The organism is Bordetella trematum (genome assembly GCF_900078335.1).
Lineage (GTDB): Bacteria > Pseudomonadota > Gammaproteobacteria > Burkholderiales > Burkholderiaceae_B > Bordetella > Bordetella trematum.
In genome coordinates, this window is record NZ_FKBR01000022.1 from 29064 (window position 1) to 52987 (window position 23924).

27 protein-coding genes and 1 tRNA gene are annotated in these 23924 nt (G+C 64.9%); 10 read left to right on the top strand and 18 right to left on the bottom strand.

What is annotated here, in order from left to right; translation table 11 throughout:
• Positions 1-168: 168 nt before the first annotated feature.
• The 6 genes from A7V84_RS11035 (at position 169) to A7V84_RS11065 (ending at position 3182) form a co-directional block, all read left to right on the top strand.
• Positions 169-1266: a DUF551 domain-containing protein gene (locus A7V84_RS11035; protein WP_063491400.1), complete on the top strand. Its 1098-nt coding sequence runs from the start codon at positions 169-171 to the stop codon at positions 1264-1266.
• 337 nt (positions 1267-1603) lie between these two features.
• Positions 1604-1798: a hypothetical protein gene (locus tag A7V84_RS11045; RefSeq protein WP_063491402.1), complete on the top strand. Its 195-nt coding sequence runs from the start codon at positions 1604-1606 to the stop codon at positions 1796-1798.
• On the top strand, positions 1798-2490 hold the full coding sequence (locus tag A7V84_RS11050; protein WP_063491403.1) for a hypothetical protein: 693 nt from the start codon (positions 1798-1800) through the stop codon (positions 2488-2490). The genes A7V84_RS11045 and A7V84_RS11050 overlap by 1 nt, the downstream gene beginning before the upstream one ends.
• Positions 2487-2705 (top strand): hypothetical protein, encoded by a 219-nt coding sequence (locus tag A7V84_RS11055; RefSeq protein WP_063491404.1) that lies wholly within the window; start codon positions 2487-2489, stop codon positions 2703-2705. Before A7V84_RS11050 ends, A7V84_RS11055 begins: the two co-directional genes overlap by 4 nt.
• Complete coding sequence (locus tag A7V84_RS11060) at positions 2705-2941, top strand: hypothetical protein (protein WP_115638858.1); 237 nt, start codon at positions 2705-2707, stop codon at positions 2939-2941. Before A7V84_RS11055 ends, A7V84_RS11060 begins: the two co-directional genes overlap by 1 nt.
• A 1-nt stretch (position 2942) precedes the next feature.
• On the top strand, positions 2943-3182 hold the full coding sequence (locus tag A7V84_RS11065; protein WP_063491406.1) for a helix-turn-helix domain-containing protein: 240 nt from the start codon (positions 2943-2945) through the stop codon (positions 3180-3182).
• Here the strand turns inward: A7V84_RS11065 and A7V84_RS11070 are convergent.
• The 9 genes from A7V84_RS11070 to A7V84_RS11110 form a co-directional block, all read right to left on the bottom strand.
• Positions 3156-4139: a tyrosine-type recombinase/integrase gene (locus A7V84_RS11070; protein WP_063491407.1), complete on the bottom strand. Its 984-nt coding sequence runs from the start codon at positions 4137-4139 to the stop codon at positions 3156-3158. The two genes, A7V84_RS11065 and A7V84_RS11070, sit on opposite strands and share 27 nt — an antisense overlap.
• 140 nt (positions 4140-4279) lie before the next feature.
• A tRNA-Leu gene (locus tag A7V84_RS11075) sits at positions 4280-4364 on the bottom strand.
• Positions 4365-4492: 128 nt separating this feature from the next.
• On the bottom strand, positions 4493-5482 hold the full coding sequence (locus A7V84_RS11080; protein WP_063491408.1) for a Bug family tripartite tricarboxylate transporter substrate binding protein: 990 nt from the start codon (positions 5480-5482) through the stop codon (positions 4493-4495).
• A 73-nt stretch (positions 5483-5555) separates the two neighbouring features.
• Positions 5556-6743 (bottom strand): alpha-hydroxy acid oxidase, encoded by a 1188-nt coding sequence (locus tag A7V84_RS11085; protein ID WP_025516570.1) that lies wholly within the window; start codon positions 6741-6743, stop codon positions 5556-5558.
• A gap of 163 nt (positions 6744-6906) precedes the next feature.
• Positions 6907-7848, bottom strand: coding sequence for a LysR substrate-binding domain-containing protein (locus tag A7V84_RS11090; protein WP_025516571.1), 942 nt, complete (start codon positions 7846-7848; stop codon positions 6907-6909).
• Between the two features lie 124 nt (positions 7849-7972).
• Positions 7973-8749 carry an SDR family NAD(P)-dependent oxidoreductase gene (locus A7V84_RS11095; protein ID WP_025516573.1) on the bottom strand — a complete coding sequence of 259 codons (777 nt, stop codon included), beginning with the start codon at positions 8747-8749 and terminating at the stop codon, positions 7973-7975.
• Between the two features lie 14 nt (positions 8750-8763).
• A complete protein-coding gene (locus A7V84_RS11100) occupies positions 8764-9738 on the bottom strand; it encodes a Bug family tripartite tricarboxylate transporter substrate binding protein (RefSeq protein WP_231940117.1) in 975 nt (324 codons plus the stop codon).
• Between the two features lie 50 nt (positions 9739-9788).
• Complete coding sequence (locus A7V84_RS11105; RefSeq protein ID WP_063491409.1) at positions 9789-10625, bottom strand: fumarylacetoacetate hydrolase family protein; 837 nt, start codon at positions 10623-10625, stop codon at positions 9789-9791.
• 29 nt (positions 10626-10654) lie between these two features.
• Positions 10655-11221: a VOC family protein gene (locus A7V84_RS11110; protein ID WP_025516578.1), complete on the bottom strand. Its 567-nt coding sequence runs from the start codon at positions 11219-11221 to the stop codon at positions 10655-10657.
• A gap of 98 nt (positions 11222-11319) precedes the next feature.
• Here A7V84_RS11110 and A7V84_RS11115 point away from each other — a divergent pair, with 98 nt between their 5' ends.
• Entirely contained in the window at positions 11320-12069 is a 750-nt protein-coding gene (locus tag A7V84_RS11115; protein ID WP_063492524.1) for an IclR family transcriptional regulator, read from the top strand.
• Positions 12070-12075: 6 nt separating this feature from the next.
• Here the strand turns inward: A7V84_RS11115 and A7V84_RS11120 are convergent, their stop codons facing one another.
• Complete coding sequence (locus A7V84_RS11120) at positions 12076-12867, bottom strand: MetQ/NlpA family ABC transporter substrate-binding protein (RefSeq protein WP_025516582.1); 792 nt, start codon at positions 12865-12867, stop codon at positions 12076-12078.
• Positions 12868-13036: 169 nt separating this feature from the next.
• Between A7V84_RS11120 and A7V84_RS11125 the strand changes: the two genes are divergently transcribed.
• Positions 13037-14101 carry a DUF6817 domain-containing protein gene (locus A7V84_RS11125; RefSeq protein WP_033535235.1) on the top strand — a complete coding sequence of 355 codons (1065 nt, stop codon included), beginning with the start codon at positions 13037-13039 and terminating at the stop codon, positions 14099-14101.
• A gap of 11 nt (positions 14102-14112) precedes the next feature.
• On the opposite strand, the gene A7V84_RS11130 is transcribed toward A7V84_RS11125, so the two are convergent.
• On the bottom strand, positions 14113-15738 hold the full coding sequence (locus tag A7V84_RS11130; RefSeq protein ID WP_328586985.1) for a mucoidy inhibitor MuiA family protein: 1626 nt from the start codon (positions 15736-15738) through the stop codon (positions 14113-14115).
• Positions 15739-15863: 125 nt separating this feature from the next.
• Positions 15864-16748: a LysR family transcriptional regulator gene (locus tag A7V84_RS11135; RefSeq protein WP_025516587.1), complete on the bottom strand. Its 885-nt coding sequence runs from the start codon at positions 16746-16748 to the stop codon at positions 15864-15866.
• Positions 16749-16847: 99 nt separating this feature from the next.
• Between A7V84_RS11135 and A7V84_RS11140 the strand changes: the two genes are divergently transcribed.
• Positions 16848-17672, top strand: coding sequence for an amidohydrolase family protein (locus tag A7V84_RS11140; protein WP_063491411.1), 825 nt, complete (start codon positions 16848-16850; stop codon positions 17670-17672).
• Complete coding sequence (locus A7V84_RS11145) at positions 17669-18658, top strand: tripartite tricarboxylate transporter substrate binding protein (RefSeq protein WP_063491412.1); 990 nt, start codon at positions 17669-17671, stop codon at positions 18656-18658. The genes A7V84_RS11140 and A7V84_RS11145 overlap by 4 nt, the downstream gene beginning before the upstream one ends.
• A 34-nt stretch (positions 18659-18692) precedes the next feature.
• On the opposite strand, the gene A7V84_RS11150 is transcribed toward A7V84_RS11145, so the two are convergent.
• From A7V84_RS11150 to tpiA, 6 genes are all read right to left on the bottom strand, one after another.
• The gene (locus A7V84_RS11150; RefSeq protein ID WP_025516591.1) at positions 18693-19451 is read right to left on the bottom strand and encodes an iron ABC transporter ATP-binding protein; all 759 of its coding nucleotides are present in this window, start codon (positions 19449-19451) and stop codon (positions 18693-18695) included.
• A complete protein-coding gene (locus tag A7V84_RS11155; RefSeq protein WP_170283331.1) occupies positions 19448-20383 on the bottom strand; it encodes an iron chelate uptake ABC transporter family permease subunit in 936 nt (311 codons plus the stop codon). The genes A7V84_RS11150 and A7V84_RS11155 overlap by 4 nt, the downstream gene beginning before the upstream one ends.
• 19 nt (positions 20384-20402) lie before the next feature.
• Positions 20403-21419, bottom strand: coding sequence for an ABC transporter permease (locus tag A7V84_RS11160; RefSeq protein ID WP_025516594.1), 1017 nt, complete (start codon positions 21417-21419; stop codon positions 20403-20405).
• Between the two features lie 4 nt (positions 21420-21423).
• Positions 21424-22350, bottom strand: a complete 927-nt coding sequence (locus tag A7V84_RS11165) for a siderophore ABC transporter substrate-binding protein (protein WP_025516595.1) — start codon at positions 22348-22350, stop codon at positions 21424-21426.
• Positions 22351-22595: 245 nt separating this feature from the next.
• Positions 22596-23096, bottom strand: a complete 501-nt coding sequence (gene secG, locus A7V84_RS11170; RefSeq protein ID WP_033535238.1) for a preprotein translocase subunit SecG — start codon at positions 23094-23096, stop codon at positions 22596-22598.
• A gap of 21 nt (positions 23097-23117) precedes the next feature.
• Positions 23118-23870, bottom strand: coding sequence for a triose-phosphate isomerase (gene tpiA / locus A7V84_RS11175; RefSeq protein ID WP_025516599.1), 753 nt, complete (start codon positions 23868-23870; stop codon positions 23118-23120).
• Between the last annotated feature and the right edge of the window lie 54 nt (positions 23871-23924).

The window sequence follows — 23924 nt, forward strand, 5'->3', positions numbered from 1 at the left end:
GGCGCGACTGGCAGCCGGCATGCCACTGGATGGGCCCCTGATGGCCGGCCTGCAGGCACTGCTGCCCCGTCTTCGCCGCGTGGCATCCACCCTCGACGCCGGCGAGGCCATCGACCTGCTACGCGGAACCCAGATCAACGAAGCACGCAAGAAACTGGAGGCCAACTCATGAAGCAACAGATCATCAGCCTGCTGGAGCGGGCGAAGGAAAACGGCAGGACGATTGGGGATGTGCTGGCCGAGGTGCGGGGCTTTTCCGACGGCTGGCAGCCGATAGCGACGGCGCCGAAGGGTGGAGCCGAGATATGGGGCTTCAACGGCGAACAGGCCCGAATGCTTTGGTCCGAAGGCGAGCATTGGGCCCTTTGGGTATGGGCAGACTCGTCCTTGGCAGATATCGATCCATCCCCCGACCAGCCCACCCACTGGATGCCCCTCCCCGCAGCGCCCGGGGCTGAGGACAGCGCCAGCCGCCCCGCTGCCCCTGCCGCAGCCGAGCGCGCCCCTGTGGACGATCTGCGGTCGGCGCTGGCTGGCCTGCTGGACTACGTTGACCGTACCACCTGCACGCACGAAGAGACGCACCGAGGCGGCGTCATCTGGACTATTTGCGACGACTGCGGAAGGAAATGGGCCGATGATGAGGGTGGTTTCGTTCCTCACCAAGACGCGCCTGCCGTCGCCGCTGCCCGCGCCGCCCTGGCAAGCGCCCCTGTAGCCGGGGAGGCACAGCCGGTGGCGTGGTTCATCGACTGGCCTGATGAGCCAGAGTTGGGGCACTACATTGCTGAATCGCCCGCCGACAGTGGACGGAGCCGCCCGCTGATCTTCGCCGATGCTTCTCCCCAGGAAAGCACACCTGTTCCCGAAGATCCCGTGTATGCGTATCGCCGCAAAGGCCTGGGCGATTTCGTGACCTGCGACCGAGAGCGATTCGACGAACTAAGCACCAAGCCGCGTTTATTCGAGACGCGCATTTTCTATGCCGCGCCCCAGGCCAGCCCTGCCGCAGACGGGCGGGATGCGCTGCCACCGCTCGATGAAAACTTGACACTGATTCTCGGACGGCCAAATTTCGCGTGCGCTCAACTCGCGCAGATGCTCCGGGCCAGCGGCCAAACGATCAAACACCGCACAGAAGATGAACAGGCGGCCGTCATCTATTTCCTGCTGAGCGCATACCTCAAGCATGGGGCTGGATGGGCAGACAAGGCATCCGAAGCTCTTGCCGCCATTGCCGCCCAGCAGGGCGAAGGGGGTGCGTGATGGGCGTCAAAATCGAAGAATCCCTGGCCATGGACGACTCATGCCAGGTCAAGTTCTGGGCGCGCGGGCACATTCCATGGGGCGGCTTCATTGAGGCCTTGGAACGCCACATTGACGAAAGCGGACGCGACATACCTCATTGGGTAGTCGTCCAAGCCCCGGTATGCCAACTGTACCAGCGCTCTGTGCCGTATCGCGGCTCCACCGTCGGCGACACGCAATTTGTCCATCACGACAAGCCTAGCCGGGGAGCGTACCCGGTGACAGTCATGGAGTTCTGGTTTCCGCTACACGCCCATCGGCCTCGCGCCGCCCAGCAGGGCGAAGGGGGTGGGGTATGAGCGACCGCGATTGGTATGTCCCGCCTTACCGGAATGCGTTTCTCTTGGGCTACAGGGCACAGCGCGTCAAATGGGCAGACTTCGCCGGCGTCTGCATGAGCCTTGATGGGAAGCGGTTCTGGACGCGCAACGCCGCTGAACGGCGCGCTGCCGAACTGAACGCCGCCCAGCAGCACAAGGGGGAAGCGTAATGGCAAACCTTACCGAAACCCAGTTCCTCAAGGACGTCGAATCGCACGTCATCGAGGTCATGCGCAATGACGGGGTCTACCGCCATATCCGCTTCCGCAAGCCCGGCACCATGTGCATGCACTTCGACCTGATCACCTGGCCGGGATACCTCTGCTACACGGGCGACATGGGCACATACGTGTTCAGCCGCCTCACGGATATGTTCGAGTTCTTCCGCACTGATCGGGAATACGCCCAGCGGGCCGGACGCAGGCTGCCAGTCAATCTGTCGTACTGGTCGGAGAAATTGCAGGCTGTGGACGGCGGCCGACGCAACGGCGCTGCCAAAGAGTTCAGCGCGGAAAAGATGCAGCGTGTGATTCGAGATACCCGCCTGCGCTGGATCCGGGACGCGCATGCCGATTGCAGCCTCGACAAAGATCAACGGCGCGAGCTGTGGGAAGCGGTGGAGGACGATGTCCTAAGCCAGATCGAAGATAGCGAAGATTGCGCTTATGCCGCCGCCAGGGACTTTGCATGGCGCGCCATGCCTGGCGGCCGCCCCTGGGAGTTTCAGGATTTCTGGGAATACGACTTCACCGACTATACGCACCGATTCCGGTGGTGCTGCTTTGCACTGAGCTGGGGCATCGAAGTCTACGACTTAGCCAGTGCTGCCCCATCCAGCCAGGGCGAAGGAGAGGCAGCATGACCCCCAACACCAGCAACCCCGCGCTGGCAGACGCCGCCCTGACGGCCACCAACCTCTGGGGGCAAGTCTATCTCGGCTGCCGCTGGCTCTATGGAATCCCCCATCAAGCAGCTGACGCGGTAGCCGACGAGGCAGAAGAATCCTTTGAGGGCGACCTCTGTACAGGCCTGGACGATCTGCACTGGACCATCAACGAGATAGCGAGGGCAGACTGATGACCCCCAGCCTCAGAAAGGTCATATTGGAAGACCCGCTCTACGCGGCGATCCAAATGCTGACCGAAGCAGCCGAAGAACTGCGCGCCTGCCACACCCTGACGCCCGGCGACTGGACCGGCGAGCCGGAAGCAAAGGCCCACTACGACCGAATCATGACCGTGGTGAACGGGCTGGAAAAGCTGCGCCAGGACAACGAACACAGCGCCAACGCCGGCGCAACGAAGGAGAGTTGAGATGATGACGTTGGAACCGGCCCAGCTCGAACGCATGCTCGAAGAGGCCGCCCGGCGAGGGGCGAACATGGCCATCGAAGACATGGTCTGCTACCACCTGCAGGATGCCTGCGACCGGCTGGGCATCAGTTACAACACGCTGCAGCGCCGCATCAAAGAGGGCAAAATCCGGCCCGTCGATGGTCGAATCACTGGCGCCGAGCTGCGCCGCTACCTATCCCAATCGCGCGGCGATGCTTGATGCGTGAGGGTTGTAATAGACAGCGGCATATCGTGGGTCTGCCCAGCCAAACATCTTGCATAGGTCGAGCAGATCCAGTTTCCTGGCAAGCATGGTCGCGGCAGTGTGCCGCGTGTCATGCCAGGTAAAGCCCTCAAGGCCAGCGCGTTGCCGGTACTTCCTGAATAGCGCATCAAGGCTGGCAGTTTTCAAGCCAAACACCAGGGCATCGTCCCACCCTTCCATGCGTTTGACGATGCGCTTTGCCCGCGAAGATAGGGGCACGTCGCGCGGCCGCCCTGCCTTTGTCATCGGCAAGTGCACATGCTGGTCATGCACATTCGGCCAGGTCAACCCGCACAGCTCCCCTGCGCGCATCCCCGTGCGCAGCGCCAGCAGCATGCACATGGCCACCGCCTGCCCTGTGGATGCAACCCTGCCATTGCGGCGATGTCCCATTCCGCGCAGCAGTCGGCGGATCTCCCACCATTGAATCACTCGCTCGCGATGCTTGACCGCCTGCGGCTTGCGAATGTCGCGGCACGGGTTTTTATCAACCCAGCCCCATTCGAGCCTTGCCGCCTCGAACACCGACGACAGCAGTGTCAGCTCTCGCAGGACGGCGGCCGGCCCCACGCTGGCCCCACGCGCGTCGCGGAAGGTCGCAATGTGCTGGGCGGTGACCCTGGAAATGGGGAGATCGAGCGGGAGGCGATAGCTTTCAAATGCAGCAAGCCGGATCTGTTCCCAGCGCTCGCCACGCTTCTGCGGCGATACCTCATCAGCATATTTCCGCAGGGCTTGCTGCAGCGTATGCTGCTCGCCCAGCGGCGTGGTTGCCTGATCTCGGATTTCGGCCTCGCGCCGCGCTGCCCATTCGACGGCCTCGCGCCGGGTGGGGAACACCTGGCTATCGCGTATGCCTTGGGTTTTGATCTGGGCTCTGTAGCCCTTCGCAGTCTTCTGGATGCTCGCCATGTGGGGCCGATTGCGGGGCCAGAATGGGGCCGGAGACTGCGAATTTTTGATAATCGGCAGTCAACGGGTTTCACTGACTGCCGCTATACCGTTGATTTTGATAGTTTTTGATTCTATACGATCAACAGTTTTCAATAACTTGGTGCCGACGGCGAGACTCGAACTCGCACAGCTTTCGCCACTACCCCCTCAAGATAGCGTGTCTACCAATTCCACCACGTCGGCTGGCTAGACCAGAAAGGCAGGCCTTTCTGTAAAGACGCGCATTCTAGCACGTAAATCCTGCACATGAAAAGCGGCATCAGGCAGCAGGGGCCGGCAAGCACTCTGCCCGCCTGACGCGCTGTGCGGATTTAGTTGATCTGGAGGTCCACGGCCTTGACGACTTCGCCCCATTTGTTGACTTCGCTGCCCATGAAGGCCTTGAAGGTTTCGGGGGTGTTGGGCGGCGGCGGCGGCAGGAAGCCGTTGGCCTCGTAGTTGCTGATCATGCTGGCATCGTTATAGACCGCGTCGTTGATGGCGGTATTGAGCTTCTGCACGATCTCCGGCGGCGTGCCTGCCGGGGCAAAGACCCCGAACCAGGCAGCGACGTCAAAGCCAGGCACGCCCGACTCGGCGATGGTGGGGATGTCCTTGGCAAAGGGAACCCGCTCGGCCATGGTGACCGCCAGGCCATTGAGCTTGCCGGAGCGCACCTGCGGCAGCAACGGCGGCATATTGTCGAAAATGGAGTTCACCTGGCCGCCGAGCAGGTCGGCGACAGCCGGGCCGCTGCCGCGATACGGCACGTGAAGCACATCGATACCGGTCTTGAGCTTGAATAGCTCGCAACCCAGGTGAGCCGAAGAACCGTTGCCCGGCGAAGCGCAGGTCAGCTGCCCGGGGTTCTTCTTTGCGTAGTCAATGTATTCCTGCACCGTCTTGACCGGCACGTCCGGGTTCACGACGAGGATATTCGGCACTACGTTGAGCATGGCCACCGGCTCAAGGTCCTTGACGGCGTCAAAGGACATCTTGGAGTACAGCGACTGATTGATGGCCGTCGAGATCGAACCGACGAACAGGGTATAGCCGTCGGCCGGCGAACGCACCACGTTCTCAGCACCGATATTGCTATTGGCACCGGGCTTGTTTTCCACCACGAAGGTCTGACCCAGGGCCTTGCCCAGGCGCTCGGCGATCATGCGCGCACTGATATCAGTGGTGCCGCCCGGCGCATAGCCGACCACCAGGCGCACCGGCTTGTTGGGATAGGCATCGGCCTGCGCCTGAACGGGAGAGATCGCGGCCATGGCCAGCGCGGCAGCCACGCCGGCGAGTTTGATCTGGTTTTTTTTCATGTTTCCTCCTGTAGGGAAAGAATGGCGCGCGTACGCGCCCTGTTGTTGTCGTGTTCGCGAGCGCCGATGCGCCTCAGGCAACCCGCCGCAGCGGCGCCTGCAGACCGATCGGCGCGACCAGTTCAGGCGTGACATCCGCCAGATCCCGGCATCCCAGCAAGGCCATGTTGGTGGAGATTTCGCTGTGGAAGATACGCGCGACCTTGCGGATGCCTTCCATGCCGCCGACCGCCGCGCCATAAAGCTGCGGCCTGCCGGTAAAGACCATGCGTGCACCCAACGCCACGGCCTTGAGCACATCGCTGCCGCGCCGGAATCCCCCGTCGACCATCACCGGAAAGCTGGGCGGCACTGCGGCCACTACGTCGGGCAGCGCCTGCAGGGGCGAGATACAGCCGTCGAGCTGACGCCCGCCATGATTGGAGACGATCACGCCATCGGCACCCACGGCATGGGCGCGACGGGCATCGTCCGGATCCATGATGCCCTTGAGCACCAATTTGCCCGGCCACTGCTGGCGGATCCATTGAATATGCTCCCAGGAGAGCTTGTCGCGCTCTCCGCGAAAGCCATTGGGCGGATCCTGGGTAATGGGCGGGCCGATCTCTTCATACAGATTGGCAAAGCGGGGCACGCCGCCGCCGAGCAGCGTGCGCATGAATACGTTCAGGCTCCAGCGCGGGTGCAGCATCCCGTCGAGCACCACGCTGGCGCTCATCTTGAACGGCACGGTAAAGGCCAGGCGCTGCAGGTTCTCGCGGTTGGCCCCCACGCAGGTGTCGATGGTGATCACCAGCACCGGAATGGCCGCCTTGCGCAGGCGCGCCAGCAATTTGCCGATGCGCTCGGTATTGCCCGGCAGATAAGCCTGATACCAGCAACGATTGCCGGTGGCCTCTTGCAGCCGCTCCAGCGGCACGCAGGACGCCCCGCTGATGATGAAGGGAATGTCGGCCTCCTGGGCCGCGCGCGCCAGCGCCAGATCGCATTCATGCATGACGATGGCGGAGAATCCGGTCGGCGCAAAGCCCACCGGCATGGCGTAATTTTCGCCGAACAGGTGCAGGGCACTGCTGCGTTCATCGACCACCCGCAGGCCGCGCGGCCGAAAGCCGATATCGCGCATGGCGCGCAGGCTCTCATCCAGCGAGGCGCCATCTTCGGTGCCACCGCAGACATAGCCTTCCACGCAACGCGGCAGGATGCGGCGCGCCTCGCGTTCAAAGTCGCGCACCGACAGGCAACGGTCCAGGCGGCTCATGCCCCCTCCCCCCGAGCGCCAGCGCAAACGCGGCAGCAACACGCAAAGGAGAGGCTCGTTATGGCGCTAACGGAATGATGAAACATGGCGGCAACAGCACAGACTGATAAACAGCCGCATGAAATCATGGACTTGCGTACGGGATCAAATGAAAAATTTCGGCCTATTCAGTCGTTTTTTTCATGGATCGCATGCGCTGGGCCTGACAGCGCCGTGTCGCCTCCGCCTCTTGCTCGACCCAGGCAACGAAATGCTTGATCTTGGGGACCTCGGCGGCGTGTTCGGCATGGGCGATGAAGTAGGCGCCGTCACTGGGCTGCACGTAATCCCAGGGGATGACGAGCCGCCCGGCCTGCAGCTCCTCTTCGGCCAGCAGGCGCGGCGAGAGCGTCACGCCGCAGCCGGCTTCGGCCGCGCGCACGCACATGTAGAACGTCTCGAAACGCGGACCGTGATAGCTGCTGTCCGACTCGAAATGCTGGCGCGAAAAATAGTCATGCCAGGCTTCGGGACGCGACGCGCATTGAATCAGAGTCTGTTCGCTCAAGGCCTGCAGGCTGGCGACCTTGTCGCCCGCCAGAAAGCCGGGCTTGCAAACCGGCACGACCTCGGCCTCGAACAACTCGCGGCAGCGCGCCCCCGGCAACGTGCCATGACCGAAGAAAAAGGCGATGTCGATCTTGGCCTGCATCAGATCGAACGGACGGGTTTCGCTGCGCACGCGCAACTGAATGCCGGGGTGGGCCGCCATGAAGGCCTGCAGGCGCGGGATCAGCCAGCGCGCGCCGAAAGTTGGCTGCGTGCCGATGGTCAGCACCTGAGTCTCGCCACCGTAGCTCAGGATGGCGCGCGAGGACATGTCGACCTGATTCAGAATGCCGCGCACCTCTGCCTGATACATCGCGCCGGCCGGGGTCAATTGCAAACGCCGGCGCACCCGCAGGAACAGGGGATGACGCAGCAAGGCCTCCAGCTGCGCGATCTGCTTGCTGATCGCGCTCTGGGTCATGTGGAGCTCTTCGGCCGCGCGGGTGAAGCTCATGTGCCGCGCCACCGCCTCGAAACACTGCAGCGCCATCATCGATGGCATCAAACGCTTTTGCATGGAAGCCGTCCTGATCATGCCGGTACGCGTGACAGACAGACCCCCTGGCCTGCCGCCGCGCCCCCGGCATTATCGCAGCCCCGGCTTTTCAGTACTGGCAACGCAGATCGCGCATCGCGCTGCGCTACTGGATCAGGCGCCCTCCGTCGACGACCAGATCGGCGCCGGTGATCAGCCTCGCATCGGCCGACCCCAGAAAGGCGACGGCCGCCGCCACATCCTGCGGCGTCACGATGGTCTGCATGGGGTTCATGGCCCGCACGGCGTGCTGCGCGGCCTCGATGCCGCCGAACTGGGCGGTCAGCTTCTCGGCGATGAGGGCGGTCCAGACATAGCCCGGATGCACGGCGTTGACCCGCACGCGATAGCCGGCGCGCGCCGCGCTCAGAGCGGCCTGTTGCGTCAGATTGCGCAAGGCGCTCTTGCTGGTGCCATAGGCCCCGCCCGTAGCCGACCCGACGAAACCGGCGATCGAGCCCATGTTCACGATGGCGCCGCCCTCAGGCTGTCCCTTCATGACACGCATGGCCGCCTGCACGCCATGGAACACGCCATCGACGTTGATGGCAAACAGGCGTTGCCATTCGGTCGCGTCGATCTGGTCGAAATTGACCGATTCGCGCGACACCACTCCGGCATTGTTGACCAGCACATCCAGTCGGCCATGGCGCTGCAGCACGGTATCGACCACCGCACGCCAACTTTCAGGGCTGGTCACGTCGAGCGCGAGGACCTCCGGAATCCTGCTGCCGAAACGCGCGCCAAGCGCGGCCTGGTCGGGCCGGGCGATGTCGCCCAGCACCACCAGCGCTCCTTCCTGGCCCAGACGTTCGCCGATGGCCAGTCCCATGTCTCCCAGGCCGCCCGAGATGAGAACGACCTGGTTTGCATAGCGTTGCATGCTGTACTCCTTGTTCATTGCGCCGACATGCCGGCGGCTTTCATCACGGCAGTCCAGCGCGTGATTTCGCTGTCCACGTACTCGGTGAATTCGGCGGGCGAGGAGGTCTTGATGATCACGCCCTGGCTGGTGAACTTGCCTGCTACCTCGGGATCGGTGATGGCCGCCACCATGGCCTGATGCAAGGTGTCGATCACCGGCTGCGGCGTGCCCGCCTTGACGGCCACACCCCACCAGAACGTCGGCACGATGGCCCCATAGCCGAGCTCCTGCAGGGTGGGCACATCGGGCAGCAGCGGCGAACGCTGGGCCGAGCCGATCGCCAATGCCCGCAACTTGCCTGCCGTGGCATAGACGCCCGAGGTCGGAATGGCGTCGTACATGAAGTCCACCTGCCCGCTCATCACATCCATGAGGCCGGGGGTGGAGCCGCGATAGGCCACATGAGTCATGGGCGCGCCGATCCGGTCGGACAGCAGGGTGCCGAACAGATGACCGCCAGTGCCCACGCCTTGCGACGCGTAGGCCAGCGACGCCTTGCCCGCCGCCTCGACCAGCTCCTCGAAACGTTTGAAGGGCCGCTCGTTGGGCACCACCACCAGGGCTGGCGACTCTACCAGCTGCGTGACCGGCTGCAGATCACGGCGCGGGTCATAGCTCAGTTTCGGGAACAGCCCCACGTTGGTGGCCAGCGAGGGCACATCGCCGAAAAACAGGGTGTAGCCGTCGGCCGGGGCCTGCTTGAGATAGTTCATGGCGATCTGGGCCGCGCCCCCTGGCCGGTTCTCCACGATGACCGGTTGGCCGAGAGTCTTGGCCATACGGGCGCCGACCTCGCGCGCCAGTTGGTCGGTCAGCCCGCCTGGCGCATAAGGCACGATGGCCATGATGGGTTTGACGGGAAAGGGCTGCGGCCCGGCCTGAACCGGGCCGCCCAGGGCGACCAGCATGCCGGCCGCACAGGCCAGCCATCCACGCAATATACGCATTGTCTCCTCCTTGATGCGGCCACGCGGGCCGCCTGTCTGCTTGACTGGTGTCATTCAGCCCGCACGGTATTGCGCAGTACGCCGATGCGGTCGACATCGATCTCGACCACATCGCCGGCCCGCATGAACACCGGCGGCTGACGCTTGGCGCCCACTCCGCCCGGCGTGCCGGTGACGATGACATCGCCCGCGGCCAGCGGCGTGAAGGCCGACAGATGACTGATCTGGCGTGCGAAGCTGTGGATCAGCAAGTCGGTGGTGGTACGTTGCATTTCCTGGCCATTGAGCCGCGTGACCAGCGTCATGCGGGCGCCGAAGGGGATCTCGTCGGCAGTCACCATCCAGGGCCCGAAACCGCCGGTGCGCCAGAAATTCTTGCCCGCCGTCCATTGCGAGGTCGCGGTCTGCCAGTCGCGGATGCTGCCGTCGTTGTAGCAGGCGTAGCCGGCGATATGGGCGGCGGCATCGGCTTCGGCGATGCGCCGGCCCGGCTTGCCGATGATGATGGCGATCTCGCCCTCATAGTCCAGGCGATCGGACTCCGGCGGCAACACGATGGCCTGGCCATGGGCGACCTGCGACTCGGGCACGCGCATGAAGATCGTCGGATGTTCGGTCGATTGACGGCCGGTCTCCTGGACATGGTCGGCATAGTTCAGCCCGATGCAGAAGATCTGGCCCGGGTTGGGGATCACCGGCAGCAGCGTGACCTGCGCAAGCGCACGGCGCGGCGCCTGCGCAGCCTGCGCCAGGTCCAAGCCCTGGGCGAGATAGCTTTTCAGGTCCGGGGCGCGCTCGCCGAACACGGCGCCCAGATCCAGCACCTGCTCGTCTTGCAGCACGCCATAGGATGCCGCGCCTTGGTATGTAAAGCTGATGAGTTTCATAACCGAAAACCTCGTATCGGGAAAAAGGATCAACGCGCGCGCTGGTCAGCGCGCATGCGTTCGCGCATGGCGGCAAGCCATTCGCTGCGGGGTTGGAAGCCAGGACGGGCGCGGGCGATGACCTCGGCCTGCTGCAAGATGAGCGCATCGTCCTGGGCCAGATCCAATGGCTGGCGCAGGGGCTGCTCGCAATACCAGGGGGTGTCCATGAAGACCTCCAGGCGATTGCCCTCCGGGTCGCGGCAGTAGAAAGACACCGAATTGCCATGCGTCACGGCCTGCATGTCCGTCGCGCCCCCCGCCAGCACGCGCGCGTGGTACCGCCGCAGCGCCGCCAGATCCGGCACCCGGAAGGACACCTGGTTGATCACGTTGAACGGCAACGTCTGCGGACGACCCGATACCAGCACGATCTGATGGTGCTCGGCCGGCTCACGGCTCAGGAACACCAGCTCGACCCCGCCCATCAGGCCGCGATCGGTCACCGTGAAACGCAGTGCCTCGCGGTAGAAGCGCGCCATGGTGTCGAGATCCCGGACATAAAAACCCATGTGGCTGAAGGCAAGATCGGCCTCAAGCGGCTTTAATTCCATCATTTTTATCGCCATTTGATAAAACAGCGATGAATATTAGCGATCCTGCAAAAATACGTCAATTCTCTTATAGTGATAATTCTTCAAATTTAATGCCCATCATGGCCGAAACGAGTCTCGCCCGCATGATCGCCATCCTGGATCTGTTCAAGTCGCCGCGCGCGGCCTGGACAGCCGAAGCCCTGGCCCAGGCCATGGACTACACCGTCCCCACGGTGTATCGCTATGTGCGTGAGCTGGTGGCCTGCGGCCTGCTGCGCCGCGATGTGGGAGGAACCTTCGTGCTCGGGCCTGCCGTGACCGAGCTGGACTATCACATCCGCACCGGCGATCCGCTGATTCTCAGCGCGGCCCGCCCGATGGCGGCGCTGGCGCAAGCCAGCGGCATGGACGCCGTGCTGGTGACCATCTGCGGGGCACGCATCCTGACGGTGCACCATGAGCTGGGCGCCGAGCCGGCCCGCATGAGCTTCGGGCGCGGACGCCGCATGCCACTGTTACGCGGGGCAATGTCATGGTGCATTCTGGCGGCGCTGCCACGCGCCCAATTGCGCAAACTCTATGACGGGGCAGACGACGAGGCCGGACAGATGGCGTGGGAAGATGTGCTGGCTCAGGTGAAACTGCTTCGGCGCCAGGGCTACGCCTACACCGAGGGCGCGCTGGACGCCGGGCTGGCCGGGCTGGCCATTCCCTTTACGGAACCGCAACGCCACATCGTGGCGTCGCTGGGGCTGGTGGCAACGCGGGCGCGCCTGTCGGCGCGGCCGCGCGAGGCCTTGCTGGCGCAACTGCAGGGTTGCGCCCAAGCCATCCACGAAGCGCTGGCGCGGACGGCCAGCGCGGCTTGATAGCGCTTACCAGGAGGTGGTGTAGGCGCCCGGGAACTGCTTGGCGACGAAGTCCTTGACCTCATCGGATTGATAGGCCTTCACGAAGCGCGCAATGCGCGGATCGTCGCGACGGTCTTCGCGCGCCGCAATCACCACCACGGCGAACGGCGCGTCGGCGCTCTCCAACGCCAACGCATCCTTGGCCGGCGACAGGCCGGCCGGAATCGCATAAGCCGAATTGACCGCGGCGGCGTCCACATCCGCCAGCGAGTGCGCCAGCTGCGCTGCCTCGATTTCAATGATCTTGATCTTGCGCGGATTCTCGGCGATGTCGAACGGCGACGCCTCGACCGTCACGCCCGGCTTGAGCTGGATCAGCCCCGCTGCCTGCAACACCAGCAGGGCCCGAGCCCCATTGGTGGGGTCATTGGGAATGGCGACCTTGGCGCCCACGGGCAAGTCCTGCAGCGAAGCGTGGCGTCTGGAGTAGACCCCCATCTGCTGCACCACCGCGCCGGCCACCGGCGCCAGGCGATAACCACGTGCCCGATTCTGCGCTTCCAGGAACGGCCGGTGCTGGTAGATATTGACATCCACCTCGCCGGCATCGAGCGCGGCATTGGGCTGGATGAAATCGCTGAACTCCACCAGTTTGACGGCCAGGCCATCGCGCTCGGCGACACGCTGCGCCACTTCGCCAATCTGCGCATGCGGACCGACGGTCACTCCCACCACCAGCGGTGCAGCGGATTGCGCCGACGCCCCGGCAGCCAACAACAAGGCCGCGCCAGCAGCCAGCAGAAAACGGATAGACATGAAGCAACTCGCAAAGAAACCGCGCCGCCCGGCAGCGCCAACGCAGCGGATTCTACGCAGCCCACTTCAAAACCTAAAGCAATGATCCTGAATATCAATAGACATAATCGTTATTTGCGATGCGAAGCATCGGGGCGACAATACGGCCTTTTGTCTGCCTCGCCTTGTCATGACGCCAGAACTTCATCCCCACGCCCGCGCCCTGCTGGCCGACGACTACGCCGCCATCGACGCCGACCTGCCCGAACTGCTGGCGCTGCTGTTCGCCCGCAGCGCCGGTGAAGACTGGCACAAGGCCGGCACGTTCAAACACCACCTGCTGGGCGTCTACCGCAGCCTGGTGCTGTGGGACCAGCCGCGCGAAGTGCGTCTGCTGGGCCTGTTTCACAGCGTCTACGGCAACGAGTATGTCGATCTGACACTGTTTGATCGCGAGCGTGAGCGGGCCGTGTTGCGCCAACACCTCGGCGAAGAAGCCGAGGCCTGGGTGCATCTGTTCTGCGCCATGCCGCGCACCCAGTTCGTCCAGCGCATCCTGCAAGGCGAAGGCCGCGAGGGCCTCACGCTCGACACCGCCGATGGCGCCAGGATCACCCTGACCCCGCGCCAGGTAGCGGCCTTCATCGTGGTCTCGGCTGCCGATGTGGCAGAGCAATGGCACAGTTGGCAGGATGAGATTTTTGCCGGCTACCCCTATCAGACGCGTCGCGAGACGGCATCGTTCTGGGCCGCCTCGCTGTGGCCAGGTCCGCTCAAGCCGCCGGCCAACATCCTGAACATGCTCTCGCGCCTGCTGCAACCGCTGTCGACCATGACTTGCGGCACAGGAATTCCGGTGCCGCCGGCCTTCGGCGCCTGCACGGTCGCCCTGTCGCCGGCCGATGAGGCCGCCGCCGCTGCCCTGTATTGGCAAGTCGTCAGCCGCAGCCATCCGCTCACGGAGATGGACACCGCCCGGCAGCTGCTGGACAGCGCCATCGCCCATAACCCCTGGGTGGCCGAGCCGCGCTTGCTGGCCGCCCAGTTGGCCTTGACCGCCCAGGATTACGATGCGGCCCAGGCCCACGCCGAAGCCGGGCTGGCAGCGCTGCAAGCCTGGGGGACGGCCTGGGACAAACGCATCGATTGGGCCGGCTGGATGGCCTGGGCCCGCATCCTGCTGCAGAATGCCCGCGCCCGCCAGTGGCCGGCGACCCTGGGCGGGCTGAATGGCCTGGGGCTGGTAAGCGGCTGAGCCGCCCCGCCCTACAGGCCCTGAACCGGCAGATCGGCCGGGTAGTCGATCGAGAACTTCAAGGTGGTTTCGCGCGACTGACCCGGCCCCAGATCCCAGGTCCAGCTGAGTTTGCCCTCATCGCCGCGCGTGACGTCGCCGGGCGACAGCAACTTGACCACGATCTTCTCGTTGCGCGATACCGGCAGACGATCACTCAGCTGCAGCTGCACCGCGGCCGTCTTGTTGTTCTTCGCCTTGATCTTGTACTCGTAGGTCACGCGCCGGCCACTGCCTGAAAAGCCGGTGTTCTCGGTAAACCGGTTGACCAGGTCGCGCTTGACCGCGATGCCCTCATCGGCGCCCAGCGCAAGCTCCAGCTCCTCGCCCGGCATCACCGTCTTGATCGTGCTGGCCGCGATGAACGCATCATCCAGGAAACTGTTGAGCGGACCGCCGAGCATCGGATAGGCGGTGTCATTACTCGCCTTGGCGCTCAGGAACGCGGTCTCGCGCAAGCCCGGCACGGCTTCATAACGCAACGTGGCCGGCAGGCTGGCCCTGGTGATGGCCACGCGCTGCGCCGAGTTGTCGGCGGGCACGCTGGCCGGCGCCGACAGGGCAAACGAGGCGCTTGTGGCCTGATCGTTCAGTTCGGCTTGCGGCAAGGCAATTTCTTCGGCCATCCTGGCCTGCGACCTTGCGGTGGCGGCTTGGGCATAGGCCATGCGCGCCTGGCGGGCATCGGCCACAGGAGCGGGACGGGGCGCGGGCATCGGTGGCGGCGGCGGCGCCACATCGAGGATCCACGGCAGGCTTTGCGGCGCGGCGCCGCCCAGCGACGGCCGGGCGGTGGACAGGGTCAGCCTGACCTTGTCCCAGTCTTCGCCGGTGCGCTGTTGCACCACGCCGTAGTAGCCCAGATCGACCTGCCCTTTCGCGCCGCGCAGGCGTGCGTCGTAGGCCGGCGTCCAGCGCGCGCCGGCCACCGCATACGAGAGGCCGACATCGACCTTGCCCGGTTTGGCCAATTGCACCCGCAAGGTCACCGTCTTGCTGCGTTGCGCGCTGTCCTGGCGCAATTGCTGTTGGCTCTGTTCCAGGGCATTCAATTCGCGCTCCAGCGCGTCTCGCTGCTCAGCCACGCGACGCAGGCCGCTCAGGGCGCGCGCCAGCGTGTCGGCGCTCTGGGCCTGCACCGCATTGAGCTGCTCGATCGTCAGGCGCGCCCCATCGCGGCCCGGCTCGGTAGCGCCGCGCTGCATCAAGGCGACCCACTCGCGCTGGTTCTCCAGCACCGCCGCCTCATCCTCGAGCGCATTCAGGCGCGCCTGCAAATCGCGGATCTGCTGCTGCAGGGCCTGCTCGCGCGAATTGGCGCTTTCGCTCAGATAGGCCGTCGCCGTTTTGACGTCCAGCAGGGTAGCCTGGCCCGTGCTGTGCGCCGACACCTGCAATGAGTTGTCCTGCAGCGAGGCAGGCAGGCGCTCGAACACCAGTTCATGTTCGCCCGCTCCCAGCGATACGCTGGCCTGGCGCGTGACGACCGCGCGATCCGGATAGACCGTGACGGCCTCGATGGTGGAGGGCAGGGCCGCAGCCCAGCCCCAGCCCGGCATGGCCGCGCAGCAGGCCAACAGCAAAATCGAACGTCGCACAGAGCACCTCGGTTAGAAACGACAGGCATCGGCCAGAGTCCCTACTCTGGCGCTCACGCACTTTAGCGCGAGGCGTGGCTGACGGGGTTTACAGAAAATGACATCGGCGACAGGGCAATACGGCGCTAGGAAGCCAGATCCAGCCCTGCGAAAAGGTCTGCCAGGGTAGGTACCGAACGGGCCGGCCAGATGGCGCTCAGGTCAAAACTGGGCAGCTCCTGGCCATCACGCACCGGGCAGAAGCGTACGCCACGAAAATCAAGGCTGCGGATCCAGCTCGGCAACAAAGCCACGCCACAGCCGCCGGCCACACAGGACAGCACAGTCAGGGTGCGATTGGCCTGCTGCGCCACCCATGGCGTCAGCCCCGCCTTGCGCAAGGCATCCAGAATTGCGGCATAAAACACCGGCAACTGATCCTGGGGATACATCACCAGACCCGCTTGTGCCACCTGGGCCAACGAGACAGCCCCATCCTCGCCGATCTCGAATTCGTCCGGCACTGCCGCCAGCAGACGTTCGCGCACCAGCAGGCGTTCACGCATCGGCCCCCGGATCGCCACCGGCGTATGCATCAGCCCCAGGTCGATGGTGCCGTTCTCGAGCGCCTGCGCCTGCTCGGCATTGCTCATTTCGTGCAACACCACGCGCACCCCTGGCGCGGCCTTGCGCAAGGCGCGCAAAGCGCGCGGCAAGGTGTCGAACAAGGCCGACGACACCAGGCCTATCACCAGTTGCCCGGCGCTGCCGCTGGCGATTTCACGAGCACGGTCGGCGGCCGCGTCGATACGCGCCACGCTCACACGTACGTCTTCCAGGATGGCCAGCGCCGCCGGCGTGGCGCGCGCGCCCTGACGACTGCGGTCAAAAAGCCGCACACCCAGGGCCTGCTCCATGCGTTTGAGCGACTGCGACAAAGCGGGTTGGGCCAGGCCCAGATGATCTGCCGCCCGGCTGACGCTGCCATGCTCCACCACGGCGAGGAAATGGCGCAGGTGTCGGGTTTCCATATTGGTTCGATATGAATAAAACGTTTTCAGGCAATAGATCAATATATCCCGTCTGCCTAGAATCCGCCCGGCTCATATCCTGATCGCGGAGATTCCGGCTTGACCTCGATTCCTCTCTCGGTAGACACCCATGCGCACGTCTTTCTGCGCGACCTGCCCATGACCGACGGCCGGCGCTACACGCCGGCTGCGGACGCCACGCTGCCCGACTATCTCGGCCTGCTGGACCGGCACGGCCTGTCGCACGGCGTGCTGATCCAACCCAGTTTCCTGGGCACCGACAACCGCCATCTGCTGGCCGCCCTGGCGACGGCAAAGGGACGCCTGCGAGGGGTGGCGGTGGTGCAGCCGGGCGTTGGCCGGGAAGAACTGGCCGCCATGGACCGTGCCGGCGTGCGCGGCATCCGCCTGAATCTATTCGGCCAGGCCACGCCGGCGCTGGCCCGGACTGGCTGGCGCGATCTGCTCGAAAACATCACCGCGCTGGGCTGGCACGTGGAAATCCACACTCCGGCCTTGCGCCTGCCCGAGGCCATGGAACCTCTGCTGGCCGCGGGCTGCCGCATCGTGGTGGATCACTTCGGCCGGCCGGACGGCGCCGGCGAGGATCCGGCCATCGACTATCTGCTGTCGCAAGGCGACAGCGGCCGTGTCTGGGTCAAACTCTCGGCGGCCTATCGGATCTGGCCGGCTGCCGTCTGCGCGACACGGGCGCGCCTGGCGGCCCAACGGCTGCTGCGCGCCTTCGGCGCCACACAACTGCTCTGGGGCAGCGACTGGCCCCATACCGAACACCACCGGCACGCCGCCGCTCAGCACGCATGGGACGGCCTGCCTGCCTGGATCGACGACGAAGCGGCGCGCCGCTGCATACTGGCCGACACCGCGTCGGCGCTTTTTGGCATCAAAGGAGATACGCCATGACGACTTTCCCTCAACTGGGGCGCCGCGCCCTCGCCAGCCTGGCACTGGCCGGCGCCGCCTTGCTGGCGGCTCCCATGGCCCAGGCCCAGTATCCGGAACGTCCCGTGACGCTGATCGTCACTTACCCGCCCGGCGGCACGGTGGACGTGGTGGCGCGTCTCATCGGGCCGCGCCTGGCGGCCCGGCTGGGGCAGCCCGTGGTGGTTGAAAACCGAGGCGGCGCCGGCGGCATGATCGGCGGCGCGGCGGCCGCCAAGGCGAAGCCCGACGGCTACACCCTGATGCTGGACGCCTCCAACCATGCCCAGAATCCGGCCCTGCACAGCCGCATGCAGTTCGACACACTGAAGGACTTCACGGCCGTCTCGCTGCTGCTGCGCGTGCCCAATGTGCTGGTGGTGGCCCCCGACTCGCCGCTCAAGGACGTCGCCCAGGTGATCCGCGAAGGCAAGCAGACCGACGGCGCGCCGTTGTACTTCGCTTCGGCCGGGCCCGGCTCGGCGCAGCACCTGGCCGGCGAGCTTTTTAATCTGCAGGCCGGCACGCAGCTGGAACACGTTCCCTACAAGGGCGGCGGCCCGGCCATGATCGATGTGATGTCGGGACAGGTGCCGATCATGTTCGCCTCCATGGGCTCGGCGTGGCAGCACGTCAAGAACGGCAAGTTGCGCGCCATCGCCGTCGGCGGCGATCATCGCTCGGCCGCGGCCCCTGACCTGCCCACCATCGAGGAAAGCGGCGTGCCCGGCTACGCCTCGTATGAGTGGAACGCCGTCTTTGCGCCCACCGGCACGCCGCCGGAGATTGTCGAGCAGGTGTCGCAGGCGTTGGCCGAGGTGCTCAAGGACGAGGCTATCGTGACGGCCCTGCACGGCTTCGGCGCCGAGCCGATCGGCTCCAGCCCCGCAGAACTGGAGGCGTTCCGCCGCAGCGAGATCGCCAAATGGCAGACTGTCGCGCAACAGGCCGGCCTGAAACTCTATTGATGCCCAGGGCGCGGCAATTGCCGCCCCGCAACCCTCAGCGGTAATAGACGCAAATGCGCTGACCGTCGATCTCGTGCACCCGGATAGGCAGCGCATACAGCTCGCTCAGCACGTCCGACCGAATCAGTTCGGCTGGCGTGCCCTGATGCGCCACCCTGCCCTGTCGCATGGCGACGATCTGGTCGGCATACGCAGAGGCGAAATTCAGGTCGTGCAACACGATGATCACTGTCTTGCCCAACTCATCGGCGGCGCGGCGCAGCACGCGCATCATGGCCACGGCATGCTTCATGTCCAGGCTGTTGAGCGGCTCGTCCAGCAGCACGTAACGCGTATCCTGGCACAGCACCATGGCCACGAAGGCACGCTGGCGCTGGCCGCCCGACATTTCGTCCAGATAACGGTCAGCCAGGGGCGTGAGGTCGAGATAGTCGATGGCGCGCTCGATATGAGCCTTGTCGTCCAGGGTCAGGCGCCCACCGGTATGGGGAAAGCGCCCGAACGCCACCAGATCGCGGACCGTCAGGCGCAGCGGCAGGTGATTGTCCTGGCGCAGAATGGCCAGCCGGGTCGCCAGCTCGCGACTGTCGGCCTGGGTCACATCCAGGCCATCGACCAGCACCTGGCCCTGCGACAGGGGCAGCAGGCGGCTGACCATGGACAGCAAGGTGGATTTGCCTGCGCCGTTGGGGCCGACGATGGCGGTCACGCCGCGCGCTGCCAACTGCAGGCTCACGTCATCGACCACCACACTATCGTCATAACACTTGCTGACGGATTTCAGCTCTATCATCGACGCCCCTTGCGCAGAATCAGGATAAGGAAAAGCAGGCCGCCCACGAATTCGATCACCACACTGACGGTCGTGCTCAGGCCCAGCACACGCTCCAGCAGGGTCTGCCCTCCCACCAGGAAGATGATCCCCCACAGCACGGCGGCCGGCACGGTCTGCCCATGACGATCGCTGGCCATGCTCTGGTAGGCGAGATTGCTCACCAGCAAGCCCAGGAAGGTCACCGGACCGACCAGCGCCGTAGCCACCGCCACCAGTACCGCCACGCCGCCCAAGGTGGTCAACAGCGTTGCGCGGTAGTTGATCCCCAGGTTGATGGCCATGTCACGGCCCAGCGCCACCACGTCGTAACGTCGGCGCATGCGCCAGAACACCAGGCTCACCAGCACGGCCGCCCCGGCAGCCAGCGGCAGCAGGCCGACGCGCACACTGTTGAAGCTGGCGAACATGCGGTCTTGCAACACCAGAAACTCGTTGGGATCGATCAACCGCATCGCAAAGCTCGACAGGCTGCGAAACAACAGGCCGAAGATGATCCCCACCAGCATCATCAGGTGCAGACTCTGCGACCCGCCAGTGAACAACCAACGGAACAGCACCCAGGCGAATCCCGTCATGGCGCCCACTTCCAGCAGGAACTGCCAGGCCGGCGTGGGCGCATTCATGGCAGGCAGCCCGAAGCCATAGACGATGGCCGCCTGGATGGTCACGTACAAGGCATCAAAACCCATGATCGACGGGGTCAGGATGCGGTTGTGCGTCATGGTCTGGAACAGCACCGACGACACCGCGACGCAATAGGCCACCAGCACCATCGCCGCCAGCTTGCCGCCCCGGAACGGGATCACGAATGACCACTGCCCACGCGCGTCGATCGTCATATAGGCCACGCAGCAAGCCAGCGCCAGGCCGGCCAGCACGCCCAGGCGCATGCCCGGGCCGATCCGTTTTTCAGCCACGCCGCCCCCTTTGGCGCAGCAGCAACCACAGGAACAGGACACCCCCCACGACCCCGACCACGGTGCCGATGGGCACCTCGTAGGGGTAGAGCAGCAGGCGACCGATGATGTCGCAGGTCAGCACGAACACCCCGCCCAACAGAGCCACCCACGGAATCGAACGCCGCATGTTGTCACCGAACATCAGGCTCACGGCATTGGGCACGATCAGCCCGAGAAAGGGAATCGCGCCCGCAGTCACCACCACCACCGCCGAGATGGCCGAGACGATCAACAGGCCCACGAAAGTCAGACGGGCATAGTTCAGCCCCAGGTTCGAAGCGAACTCGCGCCCCATGCCGGCCACCGTATAGCGGTCTGCCGCACGATAGGCCACGCAGGTCAGGATCAACCCCACCCACAGCAACTCGTAGCGCCCGCGCAATACTCCGGAGAAATCGCCGGTCGTCCAGGCATGCAGCGACTGGAGCAGGTCATGCTGGATCGCCACGTAAGTCGTGACGGCATGGATCACGCCGCCCAGGATCAACCCCACCAGCGGCACCAGGAAGGGGCTGCGCATCGGCACCCGTCGCAACAGGGCCAGGAACACCAGACTGCCCGCCAGGCCGAAAGCCGTCGCCGTGACCATCTTCACAATCACGGGCGCGCCCGGCGCCAGCAGCGTGACCGTCAGAATCCCCAGTGTGGCCGACTCCATCGTGCCGGCCGTGGAAGGCTCTACGTAGCGGTTGCGCACCAGCATCTGCATCAGCAAGCCGGCCACGGCCAGGGCCATGCCGGCCAGCAGCAAGGCCAGGGTGCGCGGCACGCGGCTGACCATCAGCAGTTGCCAGGTCTTGGCGGCCTGCTCTCCCCCGAACAGATCCAGATACGAAAACCGCCCTGCGCCCAGACCAATGCTGATCAGGCACAAGGCGAGCAAGACCGTACAGGTGACGGCCAGCCCGAGCGGGCCGGCCAGCCACCGGAAGCGCGCCGGGCGCGCGACCGGTTGTAATGAAGGCATACGCTTACTGCTTCGTGACGGCGGCGTCGATCTCGTTGACGCTTTCCTGCAGGGCCGTCAGGCCGGCGGCGCCCAGCGAGTACCAGTTGGGGCCATCCAGGTAGATGACATGCTTGTTCTTCCAGGCCTTCGTGCCACGCACCAGATCGTTGTCCAGCAATTGCTGAGCCGAGGTCCCTTCACGGCCAATGGCGGCGTCGCGATCGATCACGAACAGCCAATCCGGGTCGGTTTGGGCGATGAACTCGAAGGACACGGCCTGGCCATGGTTGGAGGTCTTCAGGTCCGTGACGGCCGGCTTCACGCCGAAGGCATCATGGATCACGCCGAACCGCGACCCCGGTCCGTAGGCACTCATCTTGCCGCCGGTCGTGAGGATGATCAGGCCCGTACCCGCTTTGCCGGCGCGCTCATTGAGGGAAGCGATCGACGCCTTGAGGGCCTTGAGCTTCTCATCCGCCACGTCCTGGCGGCCGTAAATGCCCGCCAGCGTGTTGGTGTTGCGCTCGACGCTGCCGACCAGATCCTTCGGATCGACGGTCAGGTCCACCGTAGGGGCCATGCGCGAAAGATCGCCATACTTGGGCGCCGAACGACCCGCCACGAAGATCACGTCCGGCTGCAGACGATTGATGGCCTCGTAGTCCGGCTCGAACATCGACCCGACTTTGGCATAGTTCTTGTCGGCGTACTTCGCCAGGGGCTTGGGCCAATGCACGGCGGCAGGCACCCCGATGGCTTCCACGCCCAGCGTATTGAGCGTATCCAGCACGGCCAGATCCATGACCACCGTCTTGGCAGGCTTGTCCGGTACCTGCGTGCTGCCCTGCGCATGCTTGACTTCGGCAGCCTGGCCGAACAGAGGCACCAGGGCCAGCGCAGCGCCGGCCAACCAATGACGCATTCCACTCTGGGTCGATTTCTTCAGCATGAAAGACTCCCGTCGCAACCGACGTTTACGTTATCAAATAAGAATAGTTCTCAATGATAACAGCATTTATCTTACATGCCAGAAATACGCCCAAATCTATCCGTACCTAACTACTGAATACCCGAGATAACTGTTTCGCTGGGTTTCGACAGTATCGCCCCGCAATACTCCCACCAAGGCCCGCCAATGAAAACGGCGCCCTTGCGGGCGCCGTCTGGCAAAACAGCCGAGGCGTGAATGACGCCTTACTTGCTTTCGGCGGGAGCTGCACCGGATTGCCCAGCCGCCGGGGCGTTGTCGGCCGGCGGGGTCGGCACCGATTGCGGCGTCGACTCGGGAGCTGCCGGCGCCTGCGGCACCGATTGCGGCACCGACTCGGGCGCGGCCGGGACCTGGGGCACCGATTGCGGCACCGACGAACCCGTGGCAGGCGCGCCCGGCGCCTGGGGCACGGAACGATCCTGGAAGTTCTGCATCACGCCGCTTTCGACGGTGGGCACCGAATAGCTCTTGTGCGACAGATAGGCCAGGCCACCGGTCGTGCAGAAGAACACCACGGCCGCCCACTTGGTGGTGCGCGACAGGAAGTTCGCCGCGCCCGTGGCGCCGAACAGGCTGCCGGCCGAGCCGGAACCGAACGACGACCCCATTTCGGCACCCTTGCCCTGCTGCAGCAGCACCAGGACGATGATAGCCAGCGCCGAGATCACCTGGACGACCAGCAGGATGGTAAGCATCATAGACATGAAAGACTCCGGACGGATACTTTAGTTTGCGGCGATGCGCAAGAATTCTTCGGCCACCAGGGCGGCGCCTCCCACCAGCGCGCCGTCGATGTCCGCCATGGCGAACAGACTGGCTGCGTTGGCTGCCTTGACGCTGCCGCCGTACAGCACGCGCACTTCGGGCGCACCCAGTTCGGTCAGGGCCGCACGAATCGCGGCATGCACTTCCTGGGCCTGCTCCGGCGTGGCCGACAGGCCCGTGCCAATAGCCCATACCGGCTCATAGGCCAGCACCATGCCAGCCACCGCTTCGCGGCCCAGCGCCAGCACCGGCGCCAGCTGACGCGCGATCACAGCGAGGGTCTGGCCCGACTCACGCTCGGACAGCGACTCGCCCACACAAACCACCGGCACCAGGCCCGCCGCCAGCGCGGCGCTGGCCTTGTCGGCCACCTGCTGGTCGGTTTCGCCATGCAGAGAGCGGCGTTCGGAGTGCCCGGCCAGCGCCCAGCGGCAACCGAACTCTTTGAGCATGCCGGCCGAGACTTCGCCCGTGAACGCGCCCTTGGCCTGGGCGCTGACGTCCTGGGCGCCCCAGGAAATGGCGCTGCCCTCGAGGGCAGCGCTGGCCTGGGCCAGATAGGGGAACGGGACGCAGACACCGATCTCGCAATGCGAGGCGGGATCGGCAGCGCGCAAGGCGGCAAGCAGGCTGGCGTTTTCGGCCAGGCTGCCGTGCATCTTCCAGTTACCCAGCACCAGGCGGGCGCGGCGAGTGGCGGCAGTTTCGGTCATGCGCAGATAAGGGCTAAAAATGCTGAATTCAGAGGGGCCGGAAAAGACCTGACC

Bases quoted from the DNA above. Each gene is read 5' to 3' on its own strand.
- A7V84_RS11035 (WP_063491400.1), top strand. From the start codon at position 169: ATGAAGCAACAGATCATCAGCCTGCTGGAGCGGGCGAAGGAAAACGGC.
- A7V84_RS11045 (WP_063491402.1), top strand. From the start codon at position 1,604: ATGAGCGACCGCGATTGGTATGTCCCGCCTTACCGGAATGCGTTTCTC.
- A7V84_RS11050 (WP_063491403.1), top strand. From the start codon at position 1,798: ATGGCAAACCTTACCGAAACCCAGTTCCTCAAGGACGTCGAATCGCAC.
- A7V84_RS11055 (WP_063491404.1), top strand. From the start codon at position 2,487: ATGACCCCCAACACCAGCAACCCCGCGCTGGCAGACGCCGCCCTGACG.
- A7V84_RS11060 (WP_115638858.1), top strand. From the start codon at position 2,705: ATGACCCCCAGCCTCAGAAAGGTCATATTGGAAGACCCGCTCTACGCG.
- A7V84_RS11065 (WP_063491406.1), top strand. From the start codon at position 2,943: ATGATGACGTTGGAACCGGCCCAGCTCGAACGCATGCTCGAAGAGGCC.
- A7V84_RS11070 (WP_063491407.1), bottom strand. From the start codon at position 4,139: ATGGCGAGCATCCAGAAGACTGCGAAGGGCTACAGAGCCCAGATCAAA.
- A7V84_RS11080 (WP_063491408.1), bottom strand. From the start codon at position 5,482: ATGAAAAAAAACCAGATCAAACTCGCCGGCGTGGCTGCCGCGCTGGCC.
- A7V84_RS11085 (WP_025516570.1), bottom strand. From the start codon at position 6,743: ATGAGCCGCCTGGACCGTTGCCTGTCGGTGCGCGACTTTGAACGCGAG.
- A7V84_RS11090 (WP_025516571.1), bottom strand. From the start codon at position 7,848: ATGCAAAAGCGTTTGATGCCATCGATGATGGCGCTGCAGTGTTTCGAG.
- A7V84_RS11095 (WP_025516573.1), bottom strand. From the start codon at position 8,749: ATGCAACGCTATGCAAACCAGGTCGTTCTCATCTCGGGCGGCCTGGGA.
- A7V84_RS11100 (WP_231940117.1), bottom strand. From the start codon at position 9,738: ATGCGTATATTGCGTGGATGGCTGGCCTGTGCGGCCGGCATGCTGGTC.
- A7V84_RS11105 (WP_063491409.1), bottom strand. From the start codon at position 10,625: ATGAAACTCATCAGCTTTACATACCAAGGCGCGGCATCCTATGGCGTG.
- A7V84_RS11110 (WP_025516578.1), bottom strand. From the start codon at position 11,221: ATGATGGAATTAAAGCCGCTTGAGGCCGATCTTGCCTTCAGCCACATG.
- A7V84_RS11115 (WP_063492524.1), top strand. From the start codon at position 11,320: ATGGCCGAAACGAGTCTCGCCCGCATGATCGCCATCCTGGATCTGTTC.
- A7V84_RS11120 (WP_025516582.1), bottom strand. From the start codon at position 12,867: ATGTCTATCCGTTTTCTGCTGGCTGCTGGCGCGGCCTTGTTGTTGGCT.
- A7V84_RS11125 (WP_033535235.1), top strand. From the start codon at position 13,037: ATGACGCCAGAACTTCATCCCCACGCCCGCGCCCTGCTGGCCGACGAC.
- A7V84_RS11135 (WP_025516587.1), bottom strand. From the start codon at position 16,748: ATGGAAACCCGACACCTGCGCCATTTCCTCGCCGTGGTGGAGCATGGC.
- A7V84_RS11145 (WP_063491412.1), top strand. From the start codon at position 17,669: ATGACGACTTTCCCTCAACTGGGGCGCCGCGCCCTCGCCAGCCTGGCA.
- A7V84_RS11150 (WP_025516591.1), bottom strand. From the start codon at position 19,451: ATGATAGAGCTGAAATCCGTCAGCAAGTGTTATGACGATAGTGTGGTG.
- A7V84_RS11155 (WP_170283331.1), bottom strand. From the start codon at position 20,383: ATGCGCCTGGGCGTGCTGGCCGGCCTGGCGCTGGCTTGCTGCGTGGCC.
- A7V84_RS11160 (WP_025516594.1), bottom strand. From the start codon at position 21,419: ATGCCTTCATTACAACCGGTCGCGCGCCCGGCGCGCTTCCGGTGGCTG.
- A7V84_RS11165 (WP_025516595.1), bottom strand. From the start codon at position 22,350: ATGCTGAAGAAATCGACCCAGAGTGGAATGCGTCATTGGTTGGCCGGC.
- secG (WP_033535238.1), bottom strand. From the start codon at position 23,096: ATGTCTATGATGCTTACCATCCTGCTGGTCGTCCAGGTGATCTCGGCG.
- tpiA (WP_025516599.1), bottom strand. From the start codon at position 23,870: ATGACCGAAACTGCCGCCACTCGCCGCGCCCGCCTGGTGCTGGGTAAC.